We start from the raw sequence: 23,369 nt of genomic DNA on the forward strand, positions 1-23,369 counted from the left end.
AAACAATGAAATGGAATAAATTTACATTAAAAACAAGATCGGAAGTGGAAGACATTGTGATCTCCACTCTGGCCGATGTGGGAATCGAAGGCGTGGAAATTCAGGACAAACAGCCTTTGACCGAGAGCGACAAACAGCAGATGTTCGTGGATATCATGCCGGATATTCCGGATGACGACGGCATTGCCTATCTGAATTTTTACCTCGATGTGGATGAGGACAAGGAGAAGGTTCTTGCAGATGTCCGCGCGGCACTTGCAGAAATGCAGGAGTTCCTGGATCTTGGAGAGTGCACCATCACAGAGTCTGAGACAGAGGACAAGGACTGGATCAACAACTGGAAACAGTATTTCAAACAGTTCTATGTGGACGACATTCTGATCATCCCGTCCTGGGAGGAAGTAAAGCCGGAAGACCGGGATAAAATGATCATCCATATCGATCCGGGCACAGCCTTTGGAACGGGTATGCATGAGACAACACAGCTTTGCATCCGTCAGTTAAAGAAATATGTGACAAAGGATACCGAGCTGCTTGATGTCGGAACCGGAAGCGGTATTCTTTCGATTATTGCACTGAAGCTTGGTGCGCGTCATGCGGTCGGAACAGATCTCGATCCGTGTGCGGTTCCTGCAGTTGAGGAAAACAAAGAAGTCAATGGAATTCCGGTAGAAGCTTTTGATATGATGATCGGAAATATCATTGATGACAAAGAAGTACAGGACAGAGTCGGATACGAGAAATACGATATCGTTACCGCCAATATTCTTGCAGATGTTCTCGTTCCGCTGACGCCGGTAATCGTACACCAGATGAAGCCGGGCGCTGTTTATATCACATCCGGCATTCTCGATGTGAAAGAGGAAGTTGTCAAAGAGGCAGTCGTTGCAGCGGGACTTGAAGTAGTTGAAGTTACACATCAGGGCGAATGGGTTTCTGTTACAGCAAGAAAACCGATGTAAATTAAGAAAAGCGAAACACCAGAAGAGAAAGAGAACAGATTCATGTACCGTTTTTTTGTAGAAGAAAGTCAGATTTATGACGGCACTGTCCACATCACGGGCAGTGACGTTAATCACATCAAAAATGTGCTCCGCATGCGGCCGGGCGAAAAAATACTGGTCAGTACCGGAGGCGAAAAGGAATATCATTGTGCCGTTTCGGATTTCCCGGAAGGGGAGGTTCTTGCCGCAGTAGAAGAAGTCACAGCAGCAGACAGAGAACTCCCGTCCGGAATTGTACTGTTTCAGGGTCTGCCAAAAGGTGACAAAATGGAACTGATCATCCAAAAAGCAGTGGAACTTGGTGCGACGGAAATTGTTCCGGTGGAGATGAAACGCTGCGTTGTGAAGCTGGACCGGAAAAAGGCGGAAAAGAAAGCAGAGCGTTGGCAGACGATCGCGCTTGGTGCGGCAAAGCAGTCCAAACGGATGCAGATTCCGACGGTACACATGCCTGTTACATTTCAGCAGGCGCTTGCAATGATGGCAGAATCAGACGTTCGCCTGATGCCGTATGAGAACGCAGAGGGGATGGAAGGAACGAGAAGAATTCTGGAATCCATTGAACCGGGTGAATCTATTGCGATCCTGATCGGACCGGAGGGCGGCATCGACGAAGCGGAAGTGGAAATGGCCATGAAGGAAAAGGTAGAGCCGATTACGCTCGGAAAGCGCATTCTGCGCACGGAAACGGCCGGAATGACCGTGCTTTCCATTCTGGTGTATCTTTTAGAAGGAAGGGAACGAACAAGATAATGGAAGCATATCTGGACAATTCCGCAACCACCTGTGTTTATCAGGAAACCGCAGATCTCGTCTGTGATCTGATGGTAAATCATTATGGAAATCCGTCTGCGATGCATCAAAAAGGGGTAGAAGCAGAACAATATATCAGAACCGCCCAGGAAACGCTGGCAAAGATTCTGAAAGTCAAAGAAAAAGAAATTTTCTTTACCTCCGGTGGCACAGAGTCCGACAACTGGGCGCTCGTCGGAACAGCAATGGCAAATAAGAGAACGGGAAACCACATCATCACAAGCGCGATCGAGCACCCGGCCGTGTCGGCACCGCTGGCATTTCTGGAGGAGCAGGGATTCCGTATTACGCGCCTGCCGGTAAATAAAGAAGGCCTTGTGGATGTGAACGAACTCGAAGAAGCGATCACGCCGGAGACGATTCTCGTTTCGATTATGTATGTCAACAATGAGATCGGTTCTGTTGAGCCAATCGGGGAGATCGGACGCAGAATCAAGGCGAAAAATCCGAAAACGTATTTTCATGTCGATGCGATCCAGGCGTTCGGCAAATACCGGATTTATCCGAAACGGATGGGCATCGACATGCTCTCCGTGAGCGGCCACAAGATCCACGGACCGAAGGGAAGCGGCTTTTTATATATTGATGAGAAAGTAAAAATCCGTCCGCTGATCTTAGGCGGCGGCCAGCAGAACGGCATGCGTTCCGGAACCGACAATGTGCCGGGCATCGCAGGCCTTGCGAAATCCGCTGAGATCGTTTACAGGCATTTTGACGAGCAGACTGCGCAGATGCGTGCCTGCAAACACCGTCTGATCGAAGGCTTGCGGGAGCTGGACGATGTGGTCATCCATGGCATGCCGGAAGAAGAGGGTGCGCCGCAGATTGTCAATGCATCGTTCTTAAATGTGCGTAGTGAAGTGCTGCTGCACACGCTGGAGGACCGCCAGATCTACGTTTCCGCCGGAAGCGCCTGCTCATCACACAAGAGAGCCGGAAGCCCGACGCTGACTGCCATCGGCGCATCGAAAGCCGAGATGGAGTCTGCCGTGCGGTTCAGCTTCAGCGAATTTACGACACTGGAACAGATTGATTACACCCTGGATACGCTGCGCGAGGTACTGCCGATGCTGCGCAGATTTACCAGGAAATAATAGAAAGAGGAAAATTATGATTACAATACAGCCGGAAATTGAAATCCTGAGCACCGAATCCTACGAGGATATGCTGCGCCGGATCGAGAAAATCGGAAGAGTCTGCTACAAGAGCGAGGAGCGCATTGGAGAAGGCACTGCAGAGAAATTCATCGCAGGCATCATCAAACGCGGCCATGAATCCGTCATTGAGCACGGCTCCATCACCGTAAAAGTAACGTGCGACCGCGGCGTGACCCATGAGATCGTCCGCCACCGTATCGCAAGCTACAGCCAGGAGAGCACCCGCTACTGCAACTATTCGAAAGATAAATTTGGAAACCAGATCACCTGTATCGATCTGGCAACCGGATTTTCCTATGATCTGGACGACGAGAACGACCGTAAAAAATACGAGGTATGGCAGAAAGCAATGGAAGCTGCAGAGCAGTATTACTTCCAGATGCTCGAACTCGGAGCAAAGCCGGAGGAGGCAAGAAGCATTCTTCCGAACTCCCTGAAAACCGAGATCGTCATGACCATGAACTTAAGAGAGTGGCGCCACTTTATCCGGCTTCGAAGCGCCAACGCCGCACATCCGCAGATGCGTCAGGTATCTGACCTGATCCTGAAGAAATTTTCTGAGGAATATCCTCTGTTCTTCCGTGATCTGGCTGAGAAAAAAGGAGAATAAAAAACGATGATGTACAAAGCATTTCTGGTAAAATATGCCGAGATCGGCATTAAAGGAAAGAACCGTCATCTGTTCGAGAAAGCGCTCTGCGTACAGATGGAGCACGCGCTTGCCCCGGTAGACGGAAATTTCCAGGTCACCCGTGAGATGGGACGAATCTATGTCAACACCGAAGGAGACTTTGATTACGAGGGCGCTGTCGATGCGCTGACAAGAGTTTTCGGTATCGCCGAGATCTGCCCGGTTGTCATTTTAGAGGACACCGGCTTTGAAGATCTGGCAGAGGCAGTGGTTTCCTACGTGAAAGAGCTGTACCCGACCGAGGAGAAAACCTTTAAGGTATGCGCACGCCGTGCGAACAAAAACTATCCGATGCACACAATGGAAGTCAACTGCGAGCTGGGCGGCCGCATCCTCGATGTCTGCCCGAACCTCAAAGTAGACGTTCACGAGCCGGATATCTATCTGAACGTCGAGCTGCGTCAGAAGATTTATCTGTACTGCGAGAGCATCGCAGGCCCTGGCGGTATGCCGGTCGGCACAAACGGACAGGCCATGCTGCTGCTTTCCGGCGGTATCGACAGTCCGGTTGCCGGATACATGATCGCAAAACGCGGTGTTAAGATTGATGCCGTTTACTTCCACGCTCCGCCGTACACCAGCGAGAGAGCCAAACAGAAGGTTGTGGATCTTGCAAAACTCGTTGCACGCTACAGCGGCCCGATCCGTCTGCATGTGGTCAACTTCACCGAGATCCAGCTTGCAATCTACGAAAAATGCCCGCACGACGAGCTGACCATCATCATGCGCCGTTATATGATGAAGATCGCAGAAGCGTTTGCACGTCAGGACAAATGCCTTGGCCTGATCACCGGAGAGAGTATCGGACAGGTGGCAAGCCAGACGATGCATTCCCTCGCCGTTACCAACGAAGTCTGCACCATGCCGGTCTTCCGTCCGCTGATCGGTTTCGACAAACAGGAGATCGTCGATATTTCCGAAAAAATCGGTACGTACGAGACATCTGTTCTGCCGTATGAGGACTGCTGCACGATCTTCGTTGCAAAGCATCCGGTGACAAAACCGAACCTGAATGTCATCAAATGCTCCGAGCGCCATCTGGACGACGTGATCGACGAGATGATGGAACGCGCAGTTTCTACCGCAGAGACGATCGAGGTCTGCTAAGGAAAACTTGCTTTAAAGAACAAAAAGGCCGGATCTTGTTTTGGGGGTTCTGAAAAACAAGATCCGGTCCTGATGATAAACAAAGACAAAAAAAGAGCCGCGGCGAGTGCGCGGCCCTTATGTTCTATCGTAATTATACAATGTACGGAGCAAGAACATCAAGTACGGTCTGAAGAGCATCTCCATCAGCATGGACGTTCAGGTCGATCGGTTTGGAAAGGTCGAGGCTGAAGATTCCCATGATGGATTTTGCGTCGATTACGTATCTTCCGGATACCAGATCGAAATCAAAATCGAATTTGGAAATGTCGTTGACGAAAGATTTTACTTTGTCGATAGAATTAAGAGAAATCTGTACTGTTTTCATGTTTGTAATCCTCCCTGTTATTTGGTTAACATTATTTATTACCCTCATTTAACAGCTTTATCTTACCGTCTGGAGGGGAAAAAGTCAATGCGAAAACATACAAAGATAAAGTGGAATCTTCGTGATTTTTAATAATAAAGATGAAGAAGAAAGGAGTATGGCATGAAAAAAACGGTAGCTTTGCATAATCTTGGGTGTAAAGTGAACGCATATGAGCTGGAAGCCATCCAGCAGCTCCTCGAAAACAGAGGGTACGAGATCGTGCCTTTTGCACCGGGAGCGGATGTTTACATTATCAATACGTGTACCGTGACGAACATTGCGGACCGGAAATCGCGGCAGATGCTGCACAAAGCGAAAAAGATGAATCCCGATGCGGTTGTCGTGGCCTGCGGCTGTTATGTGCAGGCGGCTGGGGAAAAACTCGAAGAGGATACGGCGATTGATCTGATCATCGGAAATAATAAGAAGAAAGATCTTGTGGATATTCTGGAAAACTTTCTGGCAGAACGTGAGGATGGTGGAAAACCATCCGACGCGGAGTGTAAGAGCTTCCTCGTGGATATGACACACAACCGTGAGTACGAGACACTCTCGATCAGCAAAACGGCGGAGCACACCCGCGCATTCCTGAAAGTACAGGATGGATGCAATCAGTTCTGTACTTATTGTATTATCCCGTACGCGCGCGGCAGAGTCAGAAGCCGCCGCCAGAGTGATGTGGTAGAAGAAGTAAAACGTCTGGCAGAGGCCGGTTATCAGGAAGTAGTGCTGACGGGTATCCACCTTTCCTCCTACGGACTCGATTTCCCGGAGGGCGAAAAAGAGACGCTGCTCGACCTCATCCGTGCTGTTGATGCAGTGGACGGCATCAGAAGAATCCGTCTCGGATCCCTGGAGCCGGGCATCATCACCGAAGAGTTTGCAGAGGCGATCGCCGCAATGCCGAAGGTGTGCCCGCATTTCCATCTTTCGCTGCAGAGCGGAAGCAATGGAACACTGAAGCGGATGAACCGGAAATATACCGCAGAAGAATACAAACACAAATGCGATCTTCTGCGTAAGGTATATGGAAATCCGGCGCTGACGACCGATGTGATTGTCGGTTTCCCGCAGGAGAGTGAGGAGGAGTTTGAAGAGTCGCGCGCCTTTGTCGAGGACATTCATTTCTTCGAGACTCACATCTTCAAGTATTCGAGAAGAGAAGGCACCCGCGCCGCAGCGATGACAGGCCAGATTCCGGAGCAGGAGAAGACGAAGCGCAGCCACGTTCTGCTGGAACTGGACGAGAGACGGAGACAGGAATATATGGAAGGCTTCCTCGGAAAAGAGCTGGAAGTGCTCATGGAAGAAGAAGTCGAGATCGACGGCGTCCATTACTGGACGGGACACACGAGAGAATATCTGCGCGTTGCCGTTCTTTCAGAAGAAAATCTCATGAATCAGATGGTGCTTGTCACCCCGGCGAGAATCCATGGAAAAGACTGTCTGATGTAGGAAATGATACCAATCCGGAAGATCTGATAGAAAAAAGAGCCGGAACGAAAAAGTTCGTTGCACTTTTTGAGGGTTCGTGGTAGAATACCCCGTGAGCCTGCAAAAAGGCGGGCAGACGAAGAAGAAAAACAGCGGCTGGCAGAACGAACGAAGAAGTGAGGGATGTCGGCTGCTTTCGCGTCTAAAAAGTATAATCTGTAATTCGTAGTAATTCGTAATGAAATGTTCGGCCGCAGATGCGGCAAAGGGTAAAAATCGTGATCAAAGAAGAGATTGTCAGAGAACTTTATGCAATTGCAGGGGAAGATGCGGTACAGACCGCAGAACCGATGAAAAATCATACGACCTTCCGTGTGGGCGGTCCGGCAGATTATTTCGTCGCTCCTCATACAGAAGAAGAAATTAGAAAAATCGTGGCTCTCTGCGAAGAAAAAGAGATCCCGTGGTTCGTCACCGGAAACGGCAGCAATCTCGTTGTAAGTGACGAGGGCTACCACGGTGTGATTCTTTCGGTTTACAAAAACTTTCAGGGAATCGAAGTGGAAGGAAACAGAATCCGGGCGAAAGCCGGAAGCATGCTCGTATCCATCAGCCGGGCGGCAAGAGAAGCCGGTCTTTCCGGTATGGAGTTTGCCTCCGGAATCCCTGGAACTTTAGGCGGCGGCGTCCGTATGAACGCGGGAGCCTACGGCGGAGAGATGAAGGATATTGTACAGAATGTCACTGTACTCACAAGAGAAGGTGAGATCCGGAAACTGGAAAAAGAAGAGCTCGGCTTCGGCTACCGTGCCAGCGTCATCAAAGACAGAGGCTACGTCGTACTTGGAGCAGAACTTATGCTTGTTCCGGGAGATAAAGAAGAAATTCTTGCCCGCATGCAGGAATTGAAAAACAAGCGGGTAGAGAAACAGCCGCTCGAGTATCCGAGCGCCGGCAGCGCATTCAAGCGGCCGGAAGGCTATTTTGCAGGCAAGCTTGTGATGGATGCCGGATTTTCCGGCTACGCAGTCGGCGGTGCAAAAGTATCTGAAAAACACTGCGGCTTTCTGATCAATGCAGGTGGTGCAACCGCATCGGATGTGATGGAACTGATCCGTCAGATCCAGGCAAAAGTAAAAGAACAGTTTGGCGTACAGCTTGAGCCGGAAATCCAGTTCCTCGGGGAATTCTGATTTTCGTTATCCACCAAAGGAGAAAAAACATGCGTTTTGTAATTGTGACCGGCATGTCCGGTGCGGGAAAAAGTACAGCGTTGAAAATGCTGGAGGACGCGGAATATTTCTGCGTCGATAACCTTCCGATCCCGCTGGTTGAAAAATTTGCACAGCTTACCGCCGACGGTACTTCCGGAGAAATCCAGAAAGTGGCAGTCGGAATCGATATCCGAAGCGGCCAGGCGCTCCCGGACCTGCAGAATGTTCTGGAGTGGATGAGCATCAACGGAATCTGCTATGAGATCCTGTTTCTGGACGCGTCCGATGACGTGCTGGTCAAACGATACAAAGAGACGAGAAGAACGCACCCGCTGGCAGGCCTTGGACGGGTGGATGAGGGAATTAGAAAAGAGCGCAAAGCACTTGAGTTCCTGAAAAAAGATGCGGACTACATTCTCGATACGAGCCAGCTTCTCACAAGAGAGCTGAAAGCGGAGCTCGATAAGATTTTCGTGCAGGATCAGAAATTCAAAAATCTGATGATTACCGTGCTCTCATTTGGATTCAAATACGGAATCCCGGCGGATTCGGACCTTGTTTTCGATGTGCGGTTCCTGCCGAATCCCTACTACGTAGAAGGCATGCGCCCGCTCTCCGGCAACGATGCTCCGGTGCGGGATTATGTGATGGGATTTGAGACAGCGCAGGTGTTTGCGGAAAAATTAGAGGATATGATCCGTTTTCTGATTCCGAATTATATTTCCGAGGGCAAGCATCAGCTCATTATCAGCATCGGCTGTACCGGTGGAAAACACCGTTCCGTAACCCTTGCCAACGAGCTGTACCGGCGTCTTTCCAACGCGAAGGACTATGGAATCCGGATTGAGCACCGGGATCTGGAAAAAGACGCCATCCGAAAAGGAATTTAGAGGTGGAAGGATGTCATTCTCAAGCGAGGTAAAAGAGGAATTATCGAGACATCTTCCGACGGCACGCCACTGCCAGATTGCGGAAACAGCGGCGATCCTGTCACTCTGCGGACAGATTTCCGAGAAGGATGGGACGATACGGATTCAGACAGAGAATGCGTATGTGGCAAGAAAGTACTTTACTTTATTGAAAAAAACATTTAATATAGAGGCAGAGCTTGCAGTTAAGCTGAATCAGAAGGAAAATACGTATCTGATCCGCGTAAATGACAGGGAAGAAACCCGTCAGATTCTGCAGGCAGTGAAGTTACACGAGACAGACCGGCAGTTAGCAATGCCGATTCCGGCTGTTGTGGTACAGCGTCAGTGCTGCAAACGGGCATTTCTGCGGGGCGCATTTTTAGCGTCCGGTTCCATCAGCGATCCCAACCGGTTTTACCATCTCGAAATTGTCTGCCCCGATGCGCCGAGAGCAGAACAGGTGCAGGAACTTCTGAAAAGCTTTGGAATTGATGCACGGATCGTTCTCCGGAAAAACCACCATGTGGTTTATATGAAAGAAGGCGCACAGATTGTGGAGATGCTTGGCATCATGGAAGCCAACATCGCACTTATGAATCTGGAAAACGTGCGGATCTTAAAAGAAATGCGCGGCAGTGTCAACCGAAAGGTGAACTGTGAAACTGCCAACATCAACAAAACGGTCAGCGCGGCGATCCGCCAGATCGAAGATATCCGGTATATCGAAGAAACCACAGGCTTTTCTTCTCTGCCGGAACCGCTGGAGCAGATGGCAAGGCTCCGCTTACAATACCCGGAAGCATCGCTTCTGGAACTGGGCAAGATGTTAACGCCGGTTGTTGGTAAATCCGGAGTTAATCATAGATTAAGGAAACTAAAAGAGATTGCAGAAGATTTGCGAAGGAAACAAGGAGGAGAAGTATTATGATTAAGAAACCAATCACAATTCGTCTTTCAAGCGGCCTGGAGGCGAGACCAGTTGCCATGCTGGTACAGGTAGCGAGCCAGTACGAAAGTGAAATCTACGTCGAGAGCGGCAGAAAAAAAGTAAATGCGAAGAGCATTATGGGTATGATGACACTTGGTCTGGACAATGGCGAGGAAGTTACCGTGACCGCAAACGGAAAAGACGAGAGCGAAGCCATGGACGGCGTTGAAAAATATTTAAGCAGTCCTTTTGCTGAATAATCTTACTGCACTTATAGCATGAACATAGAGCAAAACGGCATGTCAGAAAATTTTGACATGCCGTTTTGCTATGCTTTTTTATGTGAAATCAGACGAAAATCAGACCACGTTCTTCGCGCGGAACCAGTAGGTATAGAAATAGGAAAAACCGAGCGATTCATACAGTGTGATCGCAGGCGTGTTTCCCTCGACAACCTGAAGATATGCTTTCGTTGCACCGAGCCGGATTCCCTCGGAGAGGATTGTGCGGCAGATCGAGGAAGCGTAGTGGCGGTGGCGGTACGCAGGATGCACATGGATGGCATAGACACCGACGTAATCGCGGTCGCGGATGCCAAGGCCGGTGGCAACGATCGTTCCGGTTTCATCCTGGATGGAGGTACAGATGGTTTCTTTTGGAATAGCGCGGTACATCGAAGGAACGACCATGCGGTGCATCACGTTCGTCGTGCTCTTTAAAGCAAAGAGGCTGTCAATCCATTTCGGCGGGATAAAGCTGCTGACGGTCACGGCAACGGCAGGATCCTTTTTGGCAAAGTTCGCCAGATCCATTGTCATGACGTGCGTCGTGTGCTGGACTACATAGCCGCGGTCGGCGAGCATTGCATCAAAGCCGGGATTGACAAGCGGACTGATCTTGAAAATTGCCGGTGTACCCCAGCGACGGTAGATCTCCTCACAGTACTGCACTTTTTCCTCCACCGGAATCGTGGACGGCCCGATCTGCTCGACGCTGTTGGTCCGGTGTGTATAAAAATAAGAAAAACGAAGAATCCATCCGTCGTACAGCTCGATCTGGTGAGACGGCCATGCGTTCAGGGAAAGATCTTCGATGGTTTTGATCAGTGTATTCATATGAAAGTATTCCCCCTTTGGTTATGCATATAGTATAGAAGAAACAGGACAGATCTTCAAGAAAAAATCGAAAAATTCGACACGCGGAACCGGGCGGCCGGGACACGATGCGTAACGTTTTCTTGCATAATCGAAGAAAAGGGGTTATAATAGGGGGCAAAGACTGAGAATACAAGGAGAATTGAATATGTCAAAATTACTGAAGGTAATTGTGAATACGCTGCTTCTGCTTGCAATCCTGTCAGCAGGCGCACTGGTGATTCCGCCGTTTGCCGGCATCACGACACTTGTCTCAGACGGGATGGGAAATACCAACATTTCCCGCGGCGCTGTTACGTACGCAAAGAAGACAGATACGTCATCGGTTGCGACGGGAGACAAAATCCTGGTTGATGACAATTCCGGAAAGTATATCTATACGATACAGTCCCTCGACATCGCTGCCGGAACCGCATCCGTAAAAAATGTGATCAGTGGAGACACAACGGAAATTACCGTGAGAGCAACCGTGAGCAAAGTGATCATCACGATTCCGGTGATCGGCTTTCTGTCGATGGCGGCGCAGAGCAGAGAGGGAATCATGATCATCGGACTTGCCATTCTGTTTCTGGTCATTCTGTTCATCCTTTCCGAGGTATGGAAACGTGATGAAGAAGAGGAGGATGATGAAGAAGAGGAAGAAGACGAGGACGATGAGAAAGCGTCCGAAGAGCTTCGCAGCAGAAAGAAAGCTGCTCTGGAAGAAAAAAAGAAACGGGAAGAACAGGAAATGATCGAACAGTTGAGAGCAGCCGACCAGAAAACGGCAGAAGAAGAGAAACAGGACGAATTTGAAATTCCGGATCTGGAAGAAGAAGGAACGGAGCAGGTGTCCTTTAATACCGTCGATCTGCAGAACCTTGTAAGAGGAGAAGAAACCGAAGAAATTCCGGAAACCGTGGAAGAAACGGAAATCGTCGAAGAAGCTGCCGCAGAAGAAACAGCGGAAGAAGTGACAGAAGAAACCGAAGAAACGGAATCTGCAGAGCCGGAAACTGTGGAAGAAATCGAAGAGTTTGAAGAAACCATCGAAGAGCCGGAAGAAGAGCCGGAGCCGGAACCGTCCGAGCCGATCGAACTTGCCATGCCGGTTTACACGGCGGAAGAACTCCTCCAGAAGGCCCACGCAGCCGGAGATGACCCGAAAGTCATTGAAGATCCTGCAACCGGCATCACAATCTTAGATTATTCCGACATTCTGTAACTATTCAGAGCCATGCGAACGAAAAGAAAAGAACGCGAATCATGCTTGCATGAATGAACGTTCTTTTCTTTTTGTTCATATGGCAAGAAGCCACATCGAGATGCATCGCAGCGGAATCGAGATGGGGCTCTGAATAGTTGGAAAACGTCAAAAAAGAGAGAAATATAGGAAAAGTGCACAACACGGCACCCCTATATTTCTCTTTTTGCATAAAAACGGATAAATCGAAAAAAATAAAAAAAAACCTTGATTTTTCGTGGAGTTTCTTGTATACTAACAACTGTTGTGACATTGATAGCGTTGAAGCGCGAGGTTGCCGCTGAGAAACAGCGGGTTTTCCGTGGAGCGAATGTCAAGTTAAAGAAACTGGCGACAAGTCACTGTACCCACAATTAAGTCCACCTGTAAGAGTGGAAACGACCGTGTGCAAACATTAGGACACACACGGGTAAGTGTACAGTCACCGCTTGTCGTACTCGTAAAAGTGCGAAAAGGAGGCGACTTTTTTTATGGCAAGTCAAGTAATGAGAATTACACTGAAAGCGTATGATCATCAGTTAGTAGATGCATCTGCACAGAAAATTATTGAAACTGTAAAGAAGAACGGAGCAACGGTGAGCGGACCAGTACCGCTTCCAACGAAGAAAGAGGTAGTAACAATCCTTCGTGCCGTTCATAAGTACAAAGATTCCCGTGAGCAGTTCGAGCAGAGAACCCACAAGAGACTGATTGATATCATCGCACCTACCCAGAAAACAGTGGATGCATTATCAAGACTGGAAATGCCGGCTGGTGTTTACATCGACATCAAGATGAAAAACAAATAAGATCAGCTGCAAAAAGTCCGGGATCAGCCCCCGGCCATCAATCAAGCAAGCAATAGATGATATAGAAGCAACACTCATTCGAAGGAATCAACATCCCTAAGGGTCATAGTGTTCCACTTATATCAACTGTTCGCTAGAATGAACTTCTTTATAATAGGAAGTTCCGCTGTAGATAAAACAGGAGGTAAAAGGAATGAAGAAAGCAATCTTAGCTACAAAAGTCGGAATGACTCAGATCTTCGACGAAAACGGTGTTTTAGTACCGGTAACTGTATTGCAGGCAGGTCCGTGTGTTGTAACACAGGTGAAAACCGCAGACAACGACGGGTACAGTGCAATTCAGGTAGGCTTCGGCGAGAAGAAAGAAAACCGTGTGAACAAACCGATGAAAGGCCAGTTCGCAAAAGCAGGCGTTTCCTGCAAAAGATATCTGAAAGAGTTCAGATTTGAAGACGCTGAAACCTATACATTAGGACAGGAAATCAAGGCCGATATCTTTGGCGCAGGCGATAAAATCGACGCTACTGCAACAAGCAAAGGTAAAGGATTCCAGGGTGCCATCAAGAGACATGGTCAGTCCAGAGGACCTATGGCTCATGGTTCCAAATATCATCGTCACGCAGGTTCCAATGGTGCTTGCTCCGATCCGAGTAAAGTATTCAAAGGAAAAAGAATGCCAGGACAGATGGGTGGAAAGAAAATCACCGTACAGAACCTGGAAATCGTAAAAGTTGACGTAGAGAACAATTTACTGTTAGTCAAAGGTGCTGTACCAGGACCGAAAAAATCCATGGTTACCATCAAAGAGACAGTAAAATGCGGTAAATAAGTTCGTTGAAAGGAGGAACACACGTAATGGCTAACGTATCTGTATTAAATATGGAAGGCAAAGAAGTTGGCAGCATGGAGCTTAATGATGCAGTGTTCGGTGTAGAAATCAACGAGCATCTGGTACATCAGGCTGTAGTGCTTCAGCTTGCAAATAATCGTCAGGGAACTCAGAAAGCTAAAACCCGTTCCGAAGTAAGCGGTGGCGGAAGAAAACCGTGGAGACAGAAAGGAACAGGTCACGCAAGACAGGGTTCAACAAGAGCTCCTCAGTGGACAGGCGGCGGAGTTGTATTCGCTCCAGTACCAAGAGATTACTCTTTCAAAATGAACAAGAAAGAGAAAAGAGCTGCATTAAAATCCGTTCTGACAAGCAAAGTTCAGGAGAACAAATTCATCGTTCTTGATGAGCTGAAACTTGCAGAAGTTAAAACAAAAGAGATGAAGAAAGTGCTTGATAACCTCAAAGTAAACAACGCACTGGTAATCATCGGAGATGACAGCGAAAACGTAGCACTTTCCGCAAGAAATATTGCCGGCGTTCAGACTGCATCTGTTAATACCATCAATGTATTCGACATGCTGAAATACAACACCATCATCGCAACCAAGAGCAGTGTTGCATCTATCGAGGAGGTGTACGCATAATGGCAGATATCAGATATTACGACGTAATCCTGAAACCAATCGTAACTGAGAAGAGCATGAACGCTATGGGCGAGAAGAAATACACATTTATGGTTCACCCGGAAGCAAACAAATCTCAGATTAAAGAAGCAGTTGAGAAAATGTTCGAAGGAACAAAAGTAAAAAGCGTAAACACCATGAACATGGACGGAAAGAACAAACGTCGTGGAATGGTAGTTGGAAAAACTGCAAAGAGCAAGAAAGCAATCGTTGCTCTGACCGAGGACAGCAAAGACATCGAAATCTTCGAAGGACTTTAATTAGCAGCTGTTCGAAATATGCACACATAAGTGCGATACGAAATGAAAGGAGAACAAAGTAATGGGAATCAAAAGCTTTAACCCATATACACCTTCCAGAAGACACATGACCTCCTCTGATTTCAACGAAATCACGAAGAGCACACCGGAGAAATCTCTGGTAGTGTCCCTGAAGAAAAACGCTGGTCGTAACAACCAGGGTAAAATCACTGTAAGACACCGCGGAGGCGGAAGCAGAAGAAAATACAGAATCATCGACTTTAAGAGAAGAAAAGATGATGTTCCGGCAATCGTTAAATCGATCGAGTACGATCCGAACAGAACAGCAAACATCGCTCTGATCTGCTATGCAGACGGCGAGAAAGCATACATCCTGGCTCCGGAAGGACTGAAAGTTGGCATGAAGGTTATGAGCGGCGCTGCTGCCGAGGTAAGACCTGGAAACTGCCTGCCGCTGTCCGAGATTCCGGTTGGTACCATGGTTCACAACGTAGAGCTTCATGCAGGCAAAGGCGGACAGCTTGTTCGTGCAGCTGGTAATGGCGCTCAGCTGATGGCTAAAGAAGGCAAATACGCAACCCTTCGTCTTCCGTCTGGAGAGATGAGAATGGTTCCGATCAACTGCCGTGCATCCATCGGTGTTGTTGGAAATGGCGAGCACAGCCTGATCAACATTGGTAAAGCAGGACGGAAACGTAACATGGGTATCCGCCCGACTGTACGTGGCTCTGTCATGAACCCGAATGACCATCCACATGGTGGTGGAGAAGGAAAGACCGGTATCGGACGTCCGGGCCCGTCTACTCCTTGGGGAAAACCGGCTCTTGGCCTGAAGACCAGAGCAAAGAACAAGCAGTCTAACAAGTACATCGTAAGAAGACGCGATGGAAAAGCTTTATCGAAATAAGGAGGTAAACGATGTCTCGTTCATTAAAAAAAGGACCATTTGCAGATGAAAGCCTGTTAAAGAAAGTTGACGCTGCAAACGCTTCAGGAGATAAAACAGTCATTAAAACCTGGTCACGTCGTTCTACAATCTTCCCGTCATTCGTTGGACACACAATCGCTGTTCATGACGGAAGAAAACATGTGCCGGTATACGTTACAGAGGATATGGTTGGACACAAACTCGGTGAGTTCGTAGCAACCAGAACCTACAGAGGTCACGGCAAGGACGAGAAGAAATCCGGCGTCCGCTAAGTAGAATGATTTGAGAGAGGAGGTTTTTTAGCAATGGCTAAAGGACATAGAAGTCAGATTAAAAGAGCAAGAAATGCTAACAAAGATACCAGACCGTCTGCAAAGTTATCCTACGCTAGAATGTCTGCGCAGAAAGCTGGATTTGTTTTAGATGCAATCCGCGGTAAAGACGTAACAACCGCACTTGGTATTGTAACTTATAACCCGAGATATGCCTCCAGCGTAGTGAAAAAACTGCTGGAGTCCGCAATCGCAAACGCTGAGAACAACAACGGTCTTTCCAGAGAAAACCTGTATGTAGCTGAGTGCTTCGCTAACAATGCTCCGACCATGAAGAGAATTCATCCGAGAGCACAGGGCAGAGCTTACAGAATCCTGAAGAGAAACAGCCACATCACGATTGTGTTAGACGAGAAATAAGGAGGACATGTCATGGGACAGAAAGTTAATCCACACGGCCTGAGAGTCGGTGTTATTAAAGACTGGGATTCCAAATGGTATGCCGAGGGTGATTTCGCAGATAACCTCGTAGAGGACTACAACATCCGCACATACCTGAAGAAGAAACTGTACAGCGCAGGTGTTTCCAAGATCGAAATCGAAAGAGCATCTGACAGAGTAAAAGTTATCATCTACACCGCAAAACCGGGCGTTGTTATCGGTAAAGGCGGAGCAGAGATCGAGAAAGTAAAAGCTGAAGTTCAGAAACTGACTGACAAAAAGCTTATCGTAGATATCAAAGAAGTAAAAAGACCGGACCGCGATGCACAGCTCGTTGCTGAGAACATTGCATTACAGCTGGAAAACCGTATTTCCTTCCGTCGTGCTATGAAGTCTACCATGCAGCGTACGATGAGAGCTGGCGCTAAGGGAATCAAAACATCTGTATCCGGACGTCTTGGTGGAGCTGATATGGCTCGTACCGAGTTCTACAGCGAGGGAACTATTCCGCTGCAGACCCTGCGTGCCGATATCGATTATGGATTCGCTGAAGCAGATACCACTTACGGTAAAGTTGGCGTAAAAGCATGGATCTACAATGGCGAAGTACTTCCAACCAGAACTAAAAAGGAAGGGAGCGAGAATTAATTATGTTAATGCCGAAGAGAGTAAAACGTCGTAAACAGTTCCGTGGTTCCATGAAGGGTAAAGCCCTCAGAGGAAACAAAATTAACTACGGTGAATTTGGTCTCGTAGCCCTTGAGCCATGCTGGATCAAATCCAACCAGATCGAGGCAGCCCGTATCGCCATGACACGTTACATCAAACGTGGTGGTAAAGTTTGGATCAAAATTTTCCCGGACAAACCAGTAACCGCACAGCCGGCTGAAACCCGAATGGGTTCCGGAAAAGGTTCTCTGGAGTACTGGGTAGCAGTAGTAAAACCAGGCCGTGTAATGTTCGAAATCGCAGGTGTTCCGGAAGAAACAGCCCGCGAGGCATTACGTCTTGCCATGCATAAGTTACCATGTAAATGCAAAGTTGTTTCTCGTGCAGACTTAGAAGGCGGTGATAACAGTGAAAACTAACGAATTTGTAAAAGATTTAAATACAAAGAGCGCAGCTGAGCTGAATGACGAATTAGTAGCTGCTAAAAAGGAACTCTTCAATTTAAGATTCCAGAATGCAACCAACCAGCTTGACAATACCAGCCGAATCAAAGAGGTTCGCAAAAATATTGCAAGAATCCAGACTGTTATTGCCCAGAAGGCAAACGCAGCTGAGTAATTAGGAGGAAAATATCGTGGAAGAAAGAAATCTTAGAAAAACTCGCGTGGGCAAAGTTGTCAGCGATAAGATGGATAAGACTATCGTGGTTGCCATCGAAGACCATGTAAAACATCCTCTGTACAAGAAAATTGTAAAAAGCACATATAAGCTGAAAGCACACGATGCAAACAACGAGTGCCATGTAGGTGATACCGTACGAGTTATGGAAACAAGACCTTTATCCAAAGATAAGAGATGGAGACTTGTGGAGATCGTTGAGAAAGCGAAATAAATAAGAGATCAGAATGCTAAAGGAGGAATACCAGCATGATTCAGCAGGAAACTAGACTGAAAGTCGCTGACAACACCGGTGCAAAAGAAATCTTATGCATTCGTGTTATGGGCGGTTCTACAAGAAGATATGCCAACATTGGTGATGTAATCGTTGCTTCGGTCAAAGATGCAACACCAGGCGGCGTTGTTAAAAAAGGTGACGTAGTAAAAGCTGTTGTTGTAAGAAGCGTAAAAGGCGCTCGTCGTAAAGACGGTTCTTACATCAAATTTGATGAGAACGCAGCAGTTATTATCAAAGATGACAAAACTCCAAAAGGAACCCGTATTTTTGGACCAGTAGCCAGAGAGCTTCGTGAGAAACAGTTCATGAAGATTGTTTCCTTAGCTCCGGAAGTATTATAGGAGGACAGCTATGTCAATGAAGATTAAAAAAGGCGATACCGTAAAGGTAATCGCCGGCAAAGATAAAGACAAAACCGGCAAAGTAGTCAGCGTTGACGTAAAGAACAACCGTGTTGTTGTTGAAGGCGTAAACATGATTACAAAGCATGAGAAACCGTCTATGAGCAATCAGCAGGGCGGAATCGTTAACAAAGAAGCTCCTATCGATGCATCCAACGTAATGCTGGTTGTAAAAGGAGTTCCGACCCGCGTTGGAATCAAAGTTGAGATGGTTGAGAAAAACGGCAAAACAAAAGCTGTTAGAACCCGCGTTGCAAAAGCAAAAGAGCTGAACGGCGCAGTAATTGATTAAGGAAGAGAGGAGGCAAAACCGTGAGTAGACTGAAAGATCTTTACAACGAGCAGATCGTTGATGCAATGACCAAAAAATTTGGATACAAAAACGTGATGGAAGTGCCGAAGCTCTCCAAAATCGTAATCAACATGGGTGTTGGTGAAGCTAAGGAGAACGCTAAACTTCTGGACGCTGCAATCAGTGATATGGAAGCTATCACCGGACAGAAAGCAGTTACCACCAAAGCGAAAAATTCCGTAGCAAACTTTAAAATCCGTGAGGGTATGCCGATCGGATGCAAAGTTACCCTTCGTGGCGAGAAAATGTACGAGTTCGCAGACCGCCTGATCAACCTGGCACTGCCTCGTGTACGTGACTTCCGCGGCGTAAATCCGAACGCTTTCGATGGCAGAGGAAACTATGCTCTTGGTATCAAAGAGCAGCTGATTTTCCCAGAGATCGAGTATGATAAAGTTGATAAAGTCAGAGGTATGGACATTATCTTCGTTACCACTGCTAACACAGATGAAGAAGCTCGTGAATTACTGACATTATTCAACATGCCATTCGCAAAGTAATAGGAGGAATTGATTCATGGCTAAAACAGCAATGAAAATCAAACAGCAGCGCAAAGCTAAATTCTCTACAAGAGAATACAATCGTTGCAGAATTTGTGGCCGTCCACACGCATATTTAAGAAAATACGGAATCTGCAGAATCTGCTTCCGTGAATTAGCATACAAAGGCCAGATTCCTGGCGTTAAGAAAGCTAGTTGGTAAAATTTTAGAAGGAGGCAAATTCAAATGAGTATGAGTGATCCGATTGCAGATATGCTTACAAGAATCCGTAACGCTAACACTGCAAAACATGATACAGTAGATGTTCCGGCATCCAAAATGAAAATCGCAATCGCTGATATCCTGGTAAACGAGGGATACATTGCAAAATATGAACTCAGCGATGAGGGTGCATTCCAGAATATGCACATCACCCTGAAATACGGCGCTGACAAAAACGAGAAGATCATCACCGGTCTGAAGAGAATCTCCAAACCGGGTCTGAGAATCTATGTTGGCAAAGATGAGCTGCCGAGAGTACTTGGCGGACTTGGAATCGCTATTCTTTCCACAAACCAGGGTGTTATCACCGATAAAGAAGCTCGTAAGCTGCAGGTCGGCGGCGAGGTTCTGGCATTCGTTTGGTAATAGAAACGAAACAAGGCAACTGAAAACAGAGAGAGCTTAAAGCTCTCTCCGAAAATCTAAGTTAATAGGAGGAAATTGGTATGTCACGTATTGGAAGACTGCCAGTGGCAATTCCTGCAGGTGTAACAGTAGACATCCAGGAAAACAACCACGTTGTAGTAAAAGGACCAAAAGGAACATTAGAGAGAACTCTCCCGTCTGAAATGACCATCAAACTGGAAGACGGACACGTAGTAGTTACAAGACCGAACGATCTGAAGAAAATGAAAGCTCTTCATGGTCTGACCAGAACTCTGATCCACAACATGGTAATTGGTGTTAGCGAAGGCTATACCAAAACACTGGAAGTAAACGGTGTAGGTTACAGAGCTGCAAAACAGGGCAACAAATTAGTTCTGTCTCTTGGATATTCTCATCCGGTAGAGATGATCGATCCGGAAGGACTCTCCTCCGCTGTAGACGGCAACAAGATCATTGTTTCCGGTATCAGCAAAGAGAAAGTTGGCCAGTATGCCGCTGAAATCAGAGACAAGAGAAGACCTGAGCCATACAAGGGCAAGGGAATCAAGTATGCTGATGAAGTGATCAGACGTAAAGTTGGTAAGACTGGTAAGAAATAATTAAGGAGAGTGTGAACATGATTAGTAAAGTATCAAGAGCGCAGATGCGCCAGAAAAAGCATAGAAGATTACGTAATCATATCGTAGGTACTGCACAGCGTCCGCGTCTGTGTGTATTCCGCAGCAATAACCATATGTATGCTCAGATTATCGACGATACGATTGGAAATACTTTAGTTTCTGCTTCTACTCTTCAGAAAGATGTTAAAGCAGAGCTTGAGAAAACCAACAATGTAGATGCAGCAGCATATCTTGGAACCGTTCTTGGAAAGAAAGCTGTAGAAGCAGGTATTACTGAAGTTGTATTTGACCGTGGCGGATTCATCTACCAGGGAAAAATCCAGGCATTCGCAGACGCAGCTAGAGAAGCTGGGCTGGTATTCTAAGAAAGGAAGGAAAAGAACACATGAAGCATACAATTATTGATGCAAGCCAGTTCGAACTGGAAGAAAAAGTCGTATCAATTAAGCGTGTTACAAAAGTTGTTAAAGGTGGTCGTAACTTCCGTTTCACAGCTTTAGTAGTTGTCGGCGACGGCAATGGACACGTAGGCGCAGGCCTTGGAAAAGCAGCCGAGATTCCGGAAGCTATCCGCAAAGGTAAAGAAGACGCTATGAAGAAACTGGTAAGCGTAGCAATCAATGAGAACGGAAGTATCACTCATGACTACGTAGGTAAATTCGGAAGCGCAGAGGTTCTGTTAAAGAAAGCTCCTGAAGGTACTGGTGTCATCGCTGGTGGCCCAGCCCGTGCCGTAATCGAGTTAGCTGGTATTAAGAACATCCGTACAAAATCCCTTGGATCCAGAAATAAGCAGAACGTAGTTCTGGCTACCATCGCTGGTCTGTCTGAGCTGAAGACTCCAGAAGAAGTAGCAAGACTTCGCGGCAAATCTACAAACGAGATCTTTGCTTAAGGAGGATGTGAAAAATGGCAGATAAATTAAAAGTAACACTGGTGAAATCCCCGATCGGATGTGTTCCGAAACACAGAAGAACCGTGGAAGCACTGGGTCTGAAAAAAGTTAACAAGACGGTAGAACTGCCGGATAACGCAGCAGTTCGCGGCATGGTTAATCAGGTTTCTTACCTGGTTAAAGTAGAAGAAGCATAAGGAGGTACCGTAATGGACTTATCTAATTTACAGCCGGCTGAAGGTTCCAGACAGAACGATAACTTCCGCAGAGGCCGTGGACATGGTTCAGGAAATGGTAAAACAGCAGGTAAAGGCCACAAAGGACAGAAAGCACGTTCCGGAGCACCGAGACCGGGATTTGAAGGTGGTCAGATGCCTTTATACAGACGTCTTCCGAAGAGAGGTTTCAAAAACAGAAACTCCAAGGAAATCGTTGGAATCAATGTAGATGCTCTGAATCGTTATGAGGACGGAGCTGTTGTAACCGTAGAAACTATGATTGAGACTGGTCTTGTTTCCAATCCGAGAGATGGCGTAAAAATCCTTGGAAACGGTGAAGTCACCAAAAAACTCACTGTAAAAGCAAATGCTTTCAGCGAGAGCGCAAAGGCAAAAATTGAAGCGGCAGGTGGAACAGTCGAGGTGATCTAATGTTTAAGACCTTTATCAATGCATTTAAGGTCAAAGATGTTCGTCGCAAAATATTTTATGTGCTTATGATGCTTGTTGTCATCCGGTTAGGCTCTCAGATGCCTGTACCGGGTGTCAATACAAGCTTTTTTGCGAATTATTTTGCAAATAATACGAATGAGGCATTCAGCTTCCTGAATGCATTCACGGGCGGCGGTTTCGACCGTTTCTCCATCTTTGCTCTGAGTATTACACCGTACATTACTTCTTCCATCATTATTCAGCTGCTCACCATTGCAATTCCACGACTTGAGGAAATGCAGCGTGACGGCGAAGAGGGAAGAAAGAAAATGACTGCGATTACTCGTTATGTGACAGTAGGTCTTGCATTGTTTGAGTCTGTTGCCATGGCAGTAGGCTTTGGACGCCAGGGACTCCTCACCACTTTTAACGCAGTTAATGTGATTGTTGTAGTGGCAGCTCTGACAGCCGGTTCTGCCTTCCTTATGTGGGTGGGAGAACAGATCAACGACAAGGGCGTTGGAAATGGTATTTCTATGGTCCTGTTAATCAACATCCTTTCCAGAATCCCGCAGGATATGGTAACCCTTTACGAAACCTTCGTAAAAGGCAAAACCATCGCGCGTGGTCTGCTGATGTGGATTATCATCGCTGTTGTGATCATCGCTGTTGTTGTGCTGGTACTGATCCTGAATGGCGCTGAGAGAAGAATTCCGGTACAGTATTCCAAGAAAATGGCCGGAAGAAAAATGGTTGGCGGACAGTCATCCAATATTCCGCTGAAGGTAAATACAGCGGGCGTTATCCCGATCATCTTTGCATCATCCATCATGTCTTTCCCATCGATTATCCTGTCGTTTGTCGGAAAGTCGGATATCAAAGGTATCGGCGGAACGCTGATCAAGATGCTGAATTCCAACAACTGGTTTGATAAAACCAATCCAGTTGCTTCGCTGGGCCTGATTCTCTACATTGTCCTTGTTATTTTCTTCGCTTATTTCTATACCTCCATCACCTTCAACCCGATGGAAGTTGCAGATAACATGAAAAAACAGGGCGGCTTTATCCCAGGCATCCGCCCGGGTAAATCCACGGTAGATTATCTGAACAATCTGCTCAGCTATATTATTTTTATCGGTGCAGCAGGTCTTACCATTGTTGCAGTGATTCCATTTTTCTTTAATGGATTTTTCAAAGCGAATGTATCCTTTGGAGGTACTTCTCTGATCATTATTGCCAGCGTAATTCTGGAAACCTTAAAACAGATTGAATCCATGATGCTGGTACGCAATTACAAAGGATTCTTAAACGATTAAGGCATAAGAGGGACTGTCTGGATAAGACAGGCCCTTTCTTTTGTTTAAAGCGCTTTTAAAGAGGCTTTAACAGAGAAAATTTTTGCTATTGTG

At 47.0% G+C, this 23,369-nt stretch carries 35 protein-coding genes; 33 read left to right on the forward strand and 2 right to left on the reverse strand.

The features are described 5' to 3' along the window. Positions 1-5 precede the first annotated feature (5 nt). From prmA to thiI, 5 genes are read left to right on the forward strand one after another with little or no spacing between them, the layout of a single operon-like run. A complete protein-coding gene (gene prmA / locus DWX32_RS11060) occupies positions 6-962 on the forward strand; it encodes a 50S ribosomal protein L11 methyltransferase (RefSeq protein ID WP_022461849.1) in 957 nt (318 codons plus the stop codon). A gap of 42 nt (positions 963-1,004) precedes the next feature. After that, positions 1,005-1,757 (forward strand): 16S rRNA (uracil(1498)-N(3))-methyltransferase, encoded by a 753-nt coding sequence (locus DWX32_RS11065; RefSeq protein WP_022461848.1) that lies wholly within the window; start codon positions 1,005-1,007, stop codon positions 1,755-1,757. Beyond that, positions 1,757-2,911 carry a cysteine desulfurase family protein gene (locus DWX32_RS11070; RefSeq protein WP_118660036.1) on the forward strand — a complete coding sequence of 385 codons (1,155 nt, stop codon included), beginning with the start codon at positions 1,757-1,759 and terminating at the stop codon, positions 2,909-2,911. Before DWX32_RS11065 ends, DWX32_RS11070 begins: the two co-directional genes overlap by 1 nt. A gap of 16 nt (positions 2,912-2,927) precedes the next feature. Continuing rightward, positions 2,928-3,584, forward strand: a complete 657-nt coding sequence (gene thyX, locus DWX32_RS11075; RefSeq protein WP_022461846.1) for an FAD-dependent thymidylate synthase — start codon at positions 2,928-2,930, stop codon at positions 3,582-3,584. Positions 3,585-3,593: 9 nt separating this feature from the next. Beyond that, positions 3,594-4,772 (forward strand): tRNA uracil 4-sulfurtransferase ThiI, encoded by a 1,179-nt coding sequence (gene thiI, locus DWX32_RS11080; RefSeq protein WP_082424694.1) that lies wholly within the window; start codon positions 3,594-3,596, stop codon positions 4,770-4,772. A gap of 133 nt (positions 4,773-4,905) precedes the next feature. Here thiI and DWX32_RS11085 read toward each other — a convergent pair whose 3' ends face one another. After that, positions 4,906-5,139 (reverse strand): HPr family phosphocarrier protein, encoded by a 234-nt coding sequence (locus DWX32_RS11085; RefSeq protein WP_022461844.1) that lies wholly within the window; start codon positions 5,137-5,139, stop codon positions 4,906-4,908. Positions 5,140-5,301: 162 nt separating this feature from the next. Here DWX32_RS11085 and mtaB point away from each other — a divergent pair, with 162 nt between their 5' ends. From mtaB to DWX32_RS11110, 5 genes are all read left to right on the forward strand, one after another. Then, a complete protein-coding gene (gene mtaB / locus DWX32_RS11090) occupies positions 5,302-6,636 on the forward strand; it encodes a tRNA (N(6)-L-threonylcarbamoyladenosine(37)-C(2))-methylthiotransferase MtaB (protein WP_118660038.1) in 1,335 nt (444 codons plus the stop codon). 260 nt (positions 6,637-6,896) lie between these two features. Beyond that, positions 6,897-7,808 carry a UDP-N-acetylmuramate dehydrogenase gene (gene murB / locus DWX32_RS11095; RefSeq protein WP_416388352.1) on the forward strand — a complete coding sequence of 304 codons (912 nt, stop codon included), beginning with the start codon at positions 6,897-6,899 and terminating at the stop codon, positions 7,806-7,808. A 29-nt stretch (positions 7,809-7,837) separates the two neighbouring features. After that, entirely contained in the window at positions 7,838-8,719 is an 882-nt protein-coding gene (rapZ, locus tag DWX32_RS11100; RefSeq protein WP_022461841.1) for an RNase adapter RapZ, read from the forward strand. A 10-nt stretch (positions 8,720-8,729) separates the two neighbouring features. Further along, positions 8,730-9,668 carry a DNA-binding protein WhiA gene (whiA, locus tag DWX32_RS11105; RefSeq protein WP_055220767.1) on the forward strand — a complete coding sequence of 313 codons (939 nt, stop codon included), beginning with the start codon at positions 8,730-8,732 and terminating at the stop codon, positions 9,666-9,668. Further along, positions 9,665-9,928, forward strand: coding sequence for an HPr family phosphocarrier protein (locus DWX32_RS11110; protein WP_022461839.1), 264 nt, complete (start codon positions 9,665-9,667; stop codon positions 9,926-9,928). The genes whiA and DWX32_RS11110 overlap by 4 nt, the downstream gene beginning before the upstream one ends. A gap of 99 nt (positions 9,929-10,027) precedes the next feature. On the opposite strand, the gene DWX32_RS11115 is transcribed toward DWX32_RS11110, so the two are convergent. Continuing rightward, positions 10,028-10,783: a GNAT family N-acetyltransferase gene (locus DWX32_RS11115; protein WP_117510467.1), complete on the reverse strand. Its 756-nt coding sequence runs from the start codon at positions 10,781-10,783 to the stop codon at positions 10,028-10,030. Positions 10,784-10,970: 187 nt separating this feature from the next. On the opposite strand from DWX32_RS11115, the gene DWX32_RS11120 reads away from it, so the two are divergent. The 23 genes from DWX32_RS11120 (at position 10,971) to secY (ending at position 23,276) form a co-directional block, all read left to right on the forward strand. Then, entirely contained in the window at positions 10,971-12,026 is a 1,056-nt protein-coding gene (locus DWX32_RS11120; protein ID WP_118660040.1) for a hypothetical protein, read from the forward strand. 509 nt (positions 12,027-12,535) lie between these two features. Continuing rightward, positions 12,536-12,853 carry a 30S ribosomal protein S10 gene (rpsJ, locus tag DWX32_RS11125; protein ID WP_117510469.1) on the forward strand — a complete coding sequence of 106 codons (318 nt, stop codon included), beginning with the start codon at positions 12,536-12,538 and terminating at the stop codon, positions 12,851-12,853. Positions 12,854-13,046: 193 nt separating this feature from the next. Further along, entirely contained in the window at positions 13,047-13,682 is a 636-nt protein-coding gene (gene rplC, locus DWX32_RS11130; RefSeq protein WP_022461666.1) for a 50S ribosomal protein L3, read from the forward strand. Positions 13,683-13,708: 26 nt separating this feature from the next. Next, positions 13,709-14,329, forward strand: coding sequence for a 50S ribosomal protein L4 (rplD, locus tag DWX32_RS11135; RefSeq protein WP_022461665.1), 621 nt, complete (start codon positions 13,709-13,711; stop codon positions 14,327-14,329). After that, positions 14,329-14,628, forward strand: a complete 300-nt coding sequence (gene rplW / locus DWX32_RS11140) for a 50S ribosomal protein L23 (RefSeq protein WP_022461664.1) — start codon at positions 14,329-14,331, stop codon at positions 14,626-14,628. Before rplD ends, rplW begins: the two co-directional genes overlap by 1 nt. A 61-nt stretch (positions 14,629-14,689) precedes the next feature. Then, positions 14,690-15,535 carry a 50S ribosomal protein L2 gene (gene rplB / locus DWX32_RS11145; RefSeq protein WP_055266980.1) on the forward strand — a complete coding sequence of 282 codons (846 nt, stop codon included), beginning with the start codon at positions 14,690-14,692 and terminating at the stop codon, positions 15,533-15,535. A gap of 11 nt (positions 15,536-15,546) precedes the next feature. After that, positions 15,547-15,828, forward strand: coding sequence for a 30S ribosomal protein S19 (rpsS, locus tag DWX32_RS11150; RefSeq protein WP_022461662.1), 282 nt, complete (start codon positions 15,547-15,549; stop codon positions 15,826-15,828). Between the two features lie 33 nt (positions 15,829-15,861). Next, entirely contained in the window at positions 15,862-16,248 is a 387-nt protein-coding gene (gene rplV, locus DWX32_RS11155) for a 50S ribosomal protein L22 (protein ID WP_118660042.1), read from the forward strand. A 12-nt stretch (positions 16,249-16,260) separates the two neighbouring features. Further along, positions 16,261-16,917 (forward strand): 30S ribosomal protein S3, encoded by a 657-nt coding sequence (gene rpsC, locus DWX32_RS11160; RefSeq protein WP_022461660.1) that lies wholly within the window; start codon positions 16,261-16,263, stop codon positions 16,915-16,917. Positions 16,918-16,919: 2 nt separating this feature from the next. Next, positions 16,920-17,357, forward strand: coding sequence for a 50S ribosomal protein L16 (gene rplP, locus DWX32_RS11165; protein ID WP_022461659.1), 438 nt, complete (start codon positions 16,920-16,922; stop codon positions 17,355-17,357). Next, the gene (gene rpmC / locus DWX32_RS11170; RefSeq protein WP_022461658.1) at positions 17,347-17,556 is read left to right on the forward strand and encodes a 50S ribosomal protein L29; all 210 of its coding nucleotides are present in this window, start codon (positions 17,347-17,349) and stop codon (positions 17,554-17,556) included. Before rplP ends, rpmC begins: the two co-directional genes overlap by 11 nt. Before the next feature lie 16 nt (positions 17,557-17,572). Beyond that, positions 17,573-17,830, forward strand: a complete 258-nt coding sequence (gene rpsQ / locus DWX32_RS11175; protein ID WP_022461657.1) for a 30S ribosomal protein S17 — start codon at positions 17,573-17,575, stop codon at positions 17,828-17,830. Between the two features lie 35 nt (positions 17,831-17,865). Continuing rightward, a complete protein-coding gene (gene rplN, locus DWX32_RS11180) occupies positions 17,866-18,234 on the forward strand; it encodes a 50S ribosomal protein L14 (RefSeq protein ID WP_022461656.1) in 369 nt (122 codons plus the stop codon). Positions 18,235-18,244: 10 nt separating this feature from the next. Then, positions 18,245-18,586: a 50S ribosomal protein L24 gene (gene rplX / locus DWX32_RS11185; protein ID WP_022461655.1), complete on the forward strand. Its 342-nt coding sequence runs from the start codon at positions 18,245-18,247 to the stop codon at positions 18,584-18,586. A gap of 20 nt (positions 18,587-18,606) precedes the next feature. After that, positions 18,607-19,146, forward strand: coding sequence for a 50S ribosomal protein L5 (rplE, locus tag DWX32_RS11190; RefSeq protein WP_022461654.1), 540 nt, complete (start codon positions 18,607-18,609; stop codon positions 19,144-19,146). A 16-nt stretch (positions 19,147-19,162) separates the two neighbouring features. Continuing rightward, complete coding sequence (locus tag DWX32_RS11195) at positions 19,163-19,348, forward strand: type Z 30S ribosomal protein S14 (protein WP_022461653.1); 186 nt, start codon at positions 19,163-19,165, stop codon at positions 19,346-19,348. A gap of 24 nt (positions 19,349-19,372) precedes the next feature. Beyond that, positions 19,373-19,774, forward strand: a complete 402-nt coding sequence (rpsH, locus tag DWX32_RS11200; RefSeq protein WP_022461652.1) for a 30S ribosomal protein S8 — start codon at positions 19,373-19,375, stop codon at positions 19,772-19,774. Positions 19,775-19,854: 80 nt separating this feature from the next. Continuing rightward, positions 19,855-20,394 carry a 50S ribosomal protein L6 gene (gene rplF / locus DWX32_RS11205; RefSeq protein ID WP_022461651.1) on the forward strand — a complete coding sequence of 180 codons (540 nt, stop codon included), beginning with the start codon at positions 19,855-19,857 and terminating at the stop codon, positions 20,392-20,394. 17 nt (positions 20,395-20,411) lie between these two features. Further along, the gene (gene rplR / locus DWX32_RS11210; protein WP_022461650.1) at positions 20,412-20,780 is read left to right on the forward strand and encodes a 50S ribosomal protein L18; all 369 of its coding nucleotides are present in this window, start codon (positions 20,412-20,414) and stop codon (positions 20,778-20,780) included. Between the two features lie 20 nt (positions 20,781-20,800). Continuing rightward, on the forward strand, positions 20,801-21,310 hold the full coding sequence (rpsE, locus tag DWX32_RS11215; protein ID WP_022461649.1) for a 30S ribosomal protein S5: 510 nt from the start codon (positions 20,801-20,803) through the stop codon (positions 21,308-21,310). Between the two features lie 14 nt (positions 21,311-21,324). After that, positions 21,325-21,507: a 50S ribosomal protein L30 gene (rpmD, locus tag DWX32_RS11220; protein WP_022461648.1), complete on the forward strand. Its 183-nt coding sequence runs from the start codon at positions 21,325-21,327 to the stop codon at positions 21,505-21,507. Positions 21,508-21,519: 12 nt separating this feature from the next. Further along, the gene (gene rplO / locus DWX32_RS11225; protein WP_022461647.1) at positions 21,520-21,960 is read left to right on the forward strand and encodes a 50S ribosomal protein L15; all 441 of its coding nucleotides are present in this window, start codon (positions 21,520-21,522) and stop codon (positions 21,958-21,960) included. After that, a complete protein-coding gene (gene secY / locus DWX32_RS11230; protein ID WP_022461646.1) occupies positions 21,960-23,276 on the forward strand; it encodes a preprotein translocase subunit SecY in 1,317 nt (438 codons plus the stop codon). The genes rplO and secY overlap by 1 nt, the downstream gene beginning before the upstream one ends. The last annotated feature ends 93 nt before the right edge of the window (positions 23,277-23,369 follow it).

The sequence above is a fragment of the Blautia sp. AF19-13LB genome, assembly GCF_003479105.1.
Classification (GTDB): domain Bacteria; phylum Bacillota; class Clostridia; order Lachnospirales; family Lachnospiraceae; genus Fusicatenibacter; species Fusicatenibacter saccharivorans.